The organism is Polynucleobacter sp. 35-46-11, assembly GCF_002281105.1.
Map to the genome: position 1 here is coordinate 1 of NZ_NCFJ01000087.1, position 7,858 is coordinate 7,858.

Sequence of the window (7,858 nt, forward strand, 5' to 3'; positions counted from 1 at the left end):
GTGTATTTGGTGCCCAGGAAGGGACTCGAACCCCCACAACCTTACGATCGCCAGCACCTGAAGCTGGTGCGTCTACCAATTTCGCCACCTGGGCATGCCGTTATTATAAAGGTATGCGCCTTTTGGCCCACTTTATAACCCCCTTTGGGCTTTTCCCCTTCAGACCGAGTGGTTTGATACAGTAGCCTAAACAAGAATAATGATCGATATATAAGGCATCTATTGCCGAAGGAATTAAATGCGTAAAGCAAAAAACTTGGTGCCACGAGAGGCTGACCGCTTAGGTACAGTCCAGGGTCACCGAGATGGATTTGGATTTGTTATCCCTGATGACGGCGGTGAAGATATCTTTCTTTCTGAAAGAGAAATGTCCCGCGTTATGCATGGCGATAGAGTCAATGTCAGAGTATTAGGAACGGATCGCCGTGGTCGACCAGAAGGTCAGATCGTCGATGTAATTTTGCACGCCAATAAAGTAGTTATTGGACGCCTCTTAAATGAGAATGGTGTTTTGATTGTTGCGCCGGAAGACAAGCGTATCGGTCACGATATTTTGATTCCACCAAAAGGCCAGGGCAATGCCAAATTAGGTCAAGTGGTGAGTGTCGAAATCATCGACTATCCAGATAGTTACCGTCAAGCAGTTGGCCGTGTTGTGGAGGTTCTCGGTGAGATCGATGATCCAGGTATGGAAATTGAAATCGCTGTACGTAAGTATGGTGTTCCCCATGAATTTTCAGCAGCCGTTAAAAAAGAAGCCGATGCATTGCCTGATACTGTTCAGCAATCCGATCTTGAAGGCCGAGTCGATTTACGCGATGTTCCCTTGGTCACTATTGATGGTGCTGATGCGCGTGACTTTGATGATGCGGTGTATTGCGAGCCGGTTATGTATGGCAAGAGCAAGGCTTGGCGCCTGATTGTCGCCATTGCCGACGTATCCCATTATGTCAAGCCTGGCCAACCTTTAGATGATGAAGGTCTTCTGCGGGCAACCTCAGTGTATTTCCCGAGACGGGTCATACCAATGCTGCCAGAGAAGATCTCTAATGGCCTTTGCTCGCTCAATCCTGGTGTTGATCGTCTGTGCATGGTGTGCGACTCAGTTGTCGATGCGAACGGAGTAGTGCTGGCTTACCAATTCTATCCAGCAGTGATGCATTCTGCGCAACGCTTTACATACGATACCGTGTGGGAGATTCTTTCGAATAGCAAAGGTCCCGAAGCAACACGTTTTTCTGAGTTCAGGCCTTTATTGACCAATCTCTACTCCCTCTACAAAATTCTATTAGATGCACGTCAAAAACGTGGTGCTATCGAGTTTGAGACAACTGAAACCCAGATTATTAGTAATGAGCTAGGCAAGATTCTGCGTATTGAGCCGCGCTTACGTAATGATGCGCACCGCCTAATTGAAGAGTGCATGCTGACAGCTAACGTGTGTGCTGCAGACTTCATTGATAAGAATAAGCACCTCAGTTTGTATCGCGTTCATGGTGAACCCTCTGAGGAAAAATTAGTCACCTTGCGTCAGGTATTGCGTACCTCTGGTTTGTCATTGGGCGGCGGTGAAAAGCCGAAGCCAAAAGACTATGCCAAACTCATGCGTGAAATCAAAGAGCGTCCTGATGCCAATATGCTTCAGTCAGTTGTTTTGCGTTCTATGCAACAGGCAATGTATCAGCCGGACAACGAAGGTCACTTTGGCCTGGCATATCCTGCGTACTCGCATTTCACAAGTCCGATTCGTCGCTATCCTGATTTATTGACTCATCGTGTTATCAAGGCGATTCTGGCTAAGAAGCCATACACACCAGTATTGCCACCCATGGTTCCGCTGAACCTGACTTTGCCGCGTAAGGGCAAAGGTCGTGAAAATGCCGTCAATGCGAAGAAGTCTCATAGCGATGCAAAAGAAGCTGCAGCGAATGGCACGCGTTTACCCAAATTACCCAAAGGCGCTAATGCAGCATTACCGATTTGGGGTCAACTCGGAGTTCATTGCTCATCTAATGAGCGTCGTGCAGATGAAGCATCTCGTGACGTTGAGGCATGGCTTAAGTGTTACTACATGCGTGACCACTTGGGTCAAGAGTATGCGGGTACAGTAACCGGTGTAGCCTCATTTGGTTTATTTGTGCAACTAGAAAACCTTTTTGTCGAGGGCATGATTCACGTAACTGAATTAGGCGGAGATTATTTCCAGTATGACGAAGCTCGCCAAGAGCTCCGTGGGGAGAGAACGGGTATTCGTTACCGCTTAGGCGATCGAGTGCATGTCTTGGTTAGCCGAGTTGACCTTGACGCCCGCAAGATTGAATTTAGTCTGGTTAAGTCAGTTGGCTTGGAGCCAGGGGGCACTACCAATCGCCGTCAAATTGTGTTGGCTAGCGATACTGGTAGGCCCAATAAAAAAGCGTCACCAAAAAAAGGTCGCCCTGGTAGCAAAGAGCCTCAAAAGCATTCTGGTATTAATGTGAATGCCGCTAAGTCTGCTGGTAATCTTGGCGCCAATCAGTCGAAGAATCAAGCTGGACGAACTGCAAGTAAGGTCGCTAAATCTGGTAAGCCTGCTAGGTCAGCCGGCAAGCCTGCTGGCACGAAGCCACCTGTTCGTAGCACTAAAGCGCGTCGTAAATAAGTAGCAATCAAGAATAGAGATCAGTAAAGATGAAGCAAATATTAGTTGGTTTTCATGCGGTACAGGCACGCTTACGAGTGGATGCAGCAAGCCTCAAGTCGGTATATTTTGATCCGAGTCGACGCGATCGCCGCATGGGTGACTTTCTTAAGCAGGCCGAAGAGATATTAGGTGAAAGATTGCATGCGGCCGATGCTGAGCGTCTTCATAAACTCGCTGGCCACGATCGCCATCAGGGTGTAGTGGCTCTAGCAGAGAAGATGACCATTGCACGCACTATTACCGAAGTGGTAGAGGATGCCCAAAGTAATCAAAGCAAAGTGATGTTCTTGGTTTTGGATGGCGTAACTGATCCCCATAACTTTGGCGCCTGTTTGCGTGTTGCCGATGGTGCAGGTGTTGATGCAGTAGTTATCCCAAAAGATCGTTCGGCATCGATCAATGCTACTGTTAGCAAGGTCTCTAGTGGTGCTTCAGAAGTAATGCCGGTAATTACCGTTACCAACCTAGTTCGAAGCATGAAAGAGATGCAAGAAGCCGGCGTATGGTTGATTGGCACCGACGATGAGGCTGAAAAATCGATTTATGATTTGGATCTCACGGGCCCTATTGGTATTGTCATGGGTGCTGAGGGTGAAGGCATGCGCCGCTTAACTCGCGAGACTTGTGATGAGTTGGTGCGCATTCCGATGAAGGGTGTTGTTGAGAGTTTGAATGTTTCTGTAGCGAGTGGCGTATGCTTATATGAGGCTTTAAGGCAGCGTTTAGCTAAAGAGTCTAAGTAAGCAGTAAATCCATCTATTTACCTAAGAGGCTTCCCATGAAATGCAATATCGGACACACTGACCGCGTGCTGCGGATGACCGTTGGCGTTACCTTAATGGGTCTCGCAGGCTTCGGAATTACGGGCCCCTGGGCTTGGATTGGCATCATCCCACTACTTACCGGTATGATGGGTATCTGTCCGGCTTACAGTATTTTAGGTATCAATACCGCGAAGAAGTAATTCGGGATTCATCAAGCAAGCAGTTGCTGCACAAATTGCTCAAGTTGGGCTGGAGGTAGTGCGCCGCTAACTCGGTGAGCCTCTTTACCATTCTTAAATCCTGCTAACGTTGGGATGGAGCGAATATTCCATTGTGATCCGAGTAGTTGTTCTGCTTCAGTATTCACTTTCACAAATAAAACTTGATTTGCATGGCTAATGGCACTCGACTGAAAGGTCGGGCCAAACATCTTGCATGGCCCGCACCATGGTGCCCAGAAATCCACTATCACCGGCATCGCTAACTGAGTCACAAGATCACTAAAGTTTGTGGCAGTGGCATTGATAGGAAGCGAAAGAAGTTCTTGTTTGCAGGCACCACAAACTGGTGTCTGATTGAGTTTTTCAGCGGGAATGCGATTCCCTTTATTGCAATGCGGGCAATGAATAATCATTTTGACTCCTCAATAGACCAATCTAAAGACTTACTTGCTTAATAGTGCTTCTAGTTTTTCAGTATCAATACAGAAATTTCTTATCCCTTCAGCTAACTTTTCAGTAGCCATCGCATCATTATTTAATTGCAATCTAAAGTTGGATTCATCTAGCTTGAGGGCTGAGATATTCTCGCTAGCAAGAGCGCTCTCTGCATTGATGGCATTGAGTTTTTTCTCAACCGAAACCGTACTCTTCTGAAGGTCACCCAACAGTTCTGGGCTGATTGTCAGTAAGTCGCACCCGGCTAGCTCTAGAATTTGACTGGTGTTACGAAAGCTGGCGCCCATGATTTCGGTAGCGATCCCAAAGTGCTTGTAGTAATGGAAGATGCGCTTGACGGATGTGACCCCAGGATCATTTGCGCCGCCATTATCGACATCACTCCAATTGCTACCGAGTTTGCTTTTATTCCAATCGGTAATCCGTCCCACAAATGGAGAAATCAATTTTGCATTAACTGCACCACAGGCCGCAGCTTGCACCAAAGAGAAGAGCAGGGTCATATTGCAATGAATGCCTTTGGCCTCCAAAGTCTTGGCTGCCTGGATGCCCTCCCAAGTGCCAGCTAGCTTGATCAAGACGCGCTTACGATCAATGCCATGAGACTCATACAAGGCGATAAGGTGTTTTGCTTTGTTAATGGTTGCCTGAGTGTCAAAAGAGAGGCGGGCATCAACTTCAGTTGAAACCCGTCCTGGGACGATCTTCAAAATCTCCAGACCAAAAGCCACTAGGATATGGTCGACTAGATCGACTGGTTTCATGCCAAGATGAGCTGATTTAACTTGATGTACCAATGCCTGATAGTTAGGTTGCTGCGCCGCCTTGAGTATCAGGGATGGATTGGTAGTCGCATCCTGGGGTTGGTATTCCTGCATACGCTCAAAGTCGCCGGTATCGGCCACGACGGTAGTGAGTTGTTTGAGTTGGCTCAGTGCGGTAGAGGGTGATGTCATCGTTGTTTGCAATGCTCTCGATTAATTAATCAGGTGAATGAATTGAATATCATATGATAGATGCATAAATAAGGCTGTTCCACTTTAGATAAGGGTATCGGGCAAGATCATGAATCAAGATCAACTCAAGCAATTGGTAGGTGAAGCGGCGCGGGATGAGGTGCTAAAGCTACCTGCAGGTCAGATCTTGGGCGTTGGAACTGGCTCAACTGCCAACTGCTTTATTGATGCCTTGGCAGCCCATAAGGATCATTTTGCCGGAACAGTATCGAGCTCTAACGCCACGACTGAACGCCTTTTAAAGCATGGTTTTAAGGTCCTGGATCCCAACGAGGTGAATCAACTGCCTGCCTATGTGGATGGTGCAGATGAAATCGATCCTGCAGGTCACATGATCAAGGGTGGAGGGGGTGCTTTAACCCGCGAAAAGATTATTGCCTCGATGGCGAAGCAATTCATCTGCATTTGCGACTCATCCAAACAGGTTCCGGTACTGGGTAACTTTGCCTTGCCAGTCGAGATCATCCCCTTGTCCAGAGGAATTGTTGCTCAGGAGTTGGCCAAGTTGGGCGGAACAGTAACGCTTAGGATGGCAAAAGAGACTCGTATGGATTTGGGGCAGACGCCAAGCCAGCCTTTTGTGACGGATAACGGTGGATGGATTTTGGATGTCGCTGGCTTGAAGATCTCCAATCCACTTGCGCTTGAAGCTCAAATCAATCAGATTGCCGGCGTCATTACTGTTGGTCTATTTGCGAAAGAGAAGGCCAATATTTTGCTGGTAAGCAATGTGTCTGGCGTAAGTAGAATTACCTTTTAAATAAAAAACCCGACGGGGCAGCAAGCTGATCCATCGGGTTTGTTTGCCATGATTATTCATGGCGCAGGCAAAGGGAAGAGATTTAGTTCCCAGTGCCCATAAGCACATAGATATGCTTACGAGTATTGGCTTTCGCCAATGTAGCCGTTCACGAGATCTGACTGACTACGATCTCATCCTATGCCTTCGAATTTAACTCGTCAAGCGATTTCAAAAATAATTATTCAGTTGGCGGTACGTAGCCCTGAGCCATGTCTGCACCACCTTCAAAGAAGTACTTTTCAACCTGCTTGAGTAGGTATTGGCGAGCACGAGGATCGGCCATATTCAGGCGATTCTCATTAATGAGCATGGTCTGGTGTTTTAACCAGTCGGCCCAGGCCTGCTTAGAAACTTGATTCCAAATCTTTTTACCAAGATCGCCAGGAAGTGGAGCAAAGTCCATGCCTTCAGCTTCCTTATTTAGTTTGATGCATTGAACCATGCGTGCCATTTGTAATGCCTTTCAAATACGATGTACTAAATCAAAATAATGTAATCCAAAGAAAACCATAAAGACTTATAGATCCTTGGTAAGAACCATGGATTTACGATCCCAGTTATAAATCTGTTTTCTTTCTTCTGGAAGATCATCAACAGAGGCGCGCTTAAAGCCACGCTTCAAAAACCAATGCTCTGTTCTGGTTGTCAAAACAAAGAGCTTTTTAATGCCTTCCCGTTTTGCCCGCATCTCCACACGTTTGAGTAAACGCTCTCCATCACCGGAGCCTTGAACGTCGGGATCTACTGCGAGGCAAGCAAGCTCGCCCACGCCATTAGGGAAGGGGAATAGGGCAGCACAGCCAAAAAGAACACGGTCATGCTCAATAACAGAGAAGCGCTGAATATCACGCTCAATAACGTCTTGACCGCGAGCAGCCAAGATCCCCTCTTCTTCAAGCGGGCTAGTAAGCTGCAAGATGCCACCAACGTCATCTTGATTGGCTTCGCGTAAATTCTCAATATCGGAGGAGGCTAGCATCATGCCAATACCATCATGGGTAAAGAGTTCTTCCAAGAGGGCGCCATCCTGATTACAGGGCAGGAAGTGCACGCGGCTGACCCCGGCACGAATCGCTCTGCCAGAGATATTTAACAAACTCTTCATGCCTAGATCGAGCTTTGGATGCTGGGCTACATACTCTTGAAGTTGCGGCATAGATAGTTCGGTGATGTAATCACCTTCCTCATCCTTTAAGCCAGCATAAGGGCTTAAGAAAATTAGCTTATCCGCTTTTAGTGCCGCAGCAGTAGATGCGGCAACATCCTCAAAAGCAAGATTAAATGCTTGACCAGTGGGTGAGAAGCCCAAAGGTGAAAGCAGCACAATTTTGTTGCTGTCAAGCGAAAGCTTGATTGAGGTGGAATCCACTTTGCGTACTAAACCAGTATGGATGTAATCGATTCCCTCAACCACTCCTACAGGCATTGCTGTAATAAAATTACCCGAGATCACAGAGATACGTGAGCCTGCCATCGGTGTATTGGGTAATCCACGACTAAATGCTGCTTCTATATCAAGGCGCAATTCACCGGCGGCTTCTTTGACGCACTCCAAAGCTGCTGCATCCGTAATCCGATAGCTGTGCATGGCACTCTGACCGAATTGACTCTTAATATTGCGGAGCGTGAGTTGCTCTTCAATCTGAGGACGAATGCCGTGAACTAAAACAATGCGCATACCCATGGCATGCAACATGGCGATATCTTCAATCAGATTTTCGAGGCCGATTTCTTGGGCAAGTTCGCCCGCAAAGGCAATAACAAAGGTCTTCTCGCGGAAGCTATGTATATAGGGCGCAACATCACGCAGCCATCCCACAAAAGGAAAGTTGGAGCTTGATTCTTCGGCGTTTGAGCCGGGGTTTGGTGCATTTGTTGGCATAGTGAGAAAATTATAGGGTGCAAGAGCCTATAAA

General features: G+C 47.3%; 8 protein-coding genes and 1 tRNA gene. 4 read left to right on the top strand and 5 right to left on the bottom strand.

The genetic code is table 11. From position 1 onward, the window contains the following. Window positions 1-7: 7 nt before the first annotated feature. Window positions 8-94 (bottom strand) — tRNA-Leu (locus B7Y67_RS08145). A gap of 144 nt (window positions 95-238) precedes the next feature. Between B7Y67_RS08145 and rnr the strand changes: the two genes are divergently transcribed. Genes rnr through B7Y67_RS08160 form a run of 3 tightly spaced genes read left to right on the top strand, consistent with a single transcriptional unit; the run spans window position 239 to window position 3,647 of the window. Next, on the top strand, window positions 239-2,641 hold the full coding sequence (rnr, locus tag B7Y67_RS08150) for a ribonuclease R (protein ID WP_293598206.1): 2,403 nt from the start codon (window positions 239-241) through the stop codon (window positions 2,639-2,641). A 29-nt stretch (window positions 2,642-2,670) separates the two neighbouring features. Further along, window positions 2,671-3,426, top strand: a complete 756-nt coding sequence (gene rlmB / locus B7Y67_RS08155) for a 23S rRNA (guanosine(2251)-2'-O)-methyltransferase RlmB (protein WP_293598207.1) — start codon at window positions 2,671-2,673, stop codon at window positions 3,424-3,426. Window positions 3,427-3,461: 35 nt separating this feature from the next. Then, the gene (locus tag B7Y67_RS08160) at window positions 3,462-3,647 is read left to right on the top strand and encodes a DUF2892 domain-containing protein (RefSeq protein WP_293598208.1); all 186 of its coding nucleotides are present in this window, start codon (window positions 3,462-3,464) and stop codon (window positions 3,645-3,647) included. A gap of 11 nt (window positions 3,648-3,658) precedes the next feature. Here B7Y67_RS08160 and trxC read toward each other — a convergent pair whose 3' ends face one another. After that, window positions 3,659-4,081, bottom strand: coding sequence for a thioredoxin TrxC (gene trxC / locus B7Y67_RS08165; protein WP_293598209.1), 423 nt, complete (start codon window positions 4,079-4,081; stop codon window positions 3,659-3,661). Window positions 4,082-4,111: 30 nt separating this feature from the next. Further along, on the bottom strand, window positions 4,112-5,080 hold the full coding sequence (tal, locus tag B7Y67_RS08170) for a transaldolase (protein ID WP_293598210.1): 969 nt from the start codon (window positions 5,078-5,080) through the stop codon (window positions 4,112-4,114). Window positions 5,081-5,189: 109 nt separating this feature from the next. Here tal and rpiA point away from each other — a divergent pair, with 109 nt between their 5' ends. Next, window positions 5,190-5,900 (top strand): ribose-5-phosphate isomerase RpiA, encoded by a 711-nt coding sequence (gene rpiA / locus B7Y67_RS08175; protein ID WP_293598211.1) that lies wholly within the window; start codon window positions 5,190-5,192, stop codon window positions 5,898-5,900. 220 nt (window positions 5,901-6,120) lie between these two features. On the opposite strand, the gene B7Y67_RS08180 is transcribed toward rpiA, so the two are convergent. Together B7Y67_RS08180 and argA are read right to left on the bottom strand one after the other, a co-directional pair. Beyond that, the gene (locus tag B7Y67_RS08180; protein WP_173960430.1) at window positions 6,121-6,393 is read right to left on the bottom strand and encodes an oxidative damage protection protein; all 273 of its coding nucleotides are present in this window, start codon (window positions 6,391-6,393) and stop codon (window positions 6,121-6,123) included. A 66-nt stretch (window positions 6,394-6,459) separates the two neighbouring features. Further along, complete coding sequence (argA, locus tag B7Y67_RS08185; protein ID WP_293598212.1) at window positions 6,460-7,824, bottom strand: amino-acid N-acetyltransferase; 1,365 nt, start codon at window positions 7,822-7,824, stop codon at window positions 6,460-6,462. Between the last annotated feature and the right edge of the window lie 34 nt (window positions 7,825-7,858).

Coding starts and splice junctions, on each gene's coding strand:
- B7Y67_RS08180 (WP_173960430.1), bottom strand. CDS start 6,393: ATGGCACGCATGGTTCAATGCATCAAACTAAATAAGGAAGCTGAAGGC.
- rpiA (WP_293598211.1), top strand. CDS start 5,190: ATGAATCAAGATCAACTCAAGCAATTGGTAGGTGAAGCGGCGCGGGAT.
- rnr (WP_293598206.1), top strand. CDS start 239: ATGCGTAAAGCAAAAAACTTGGTGCCACGAGAGGCTGACCGCTTAGGT.
- rlmB (WP_293598207.1), top strand. CDS start 2,671: ATGAAGCAAATATTAGTTGGTTTTCATGCGGTACAGGCACGCTTACGA.
- trxC (WP_293598209.1), bottom strand. CDS start 4,081: ATGATTATTCATTGCCCGCATTGCAATAAAGGGAATCGCATTCCCGCT.
- tal (WP_293598210.1), bottom strand. CDS start 5,080: ATGACATCACCCTCTACCGCACTGAGCCAACTCAAACAACTCACTACC.
- B7Y67_RS08160 (WP_293598208.1), top strand. CDS start 3,462: ATGAAATGCAATATCGGACACACTGACCGCGTGCTGCGGATGACCGTT.
- argA (WP_293598212.1), bottom strand. CDS start 7,824: ATGCCAACAAATGCACCAAACCCCGGCTCAAACGCCGAAGAATCAAGC.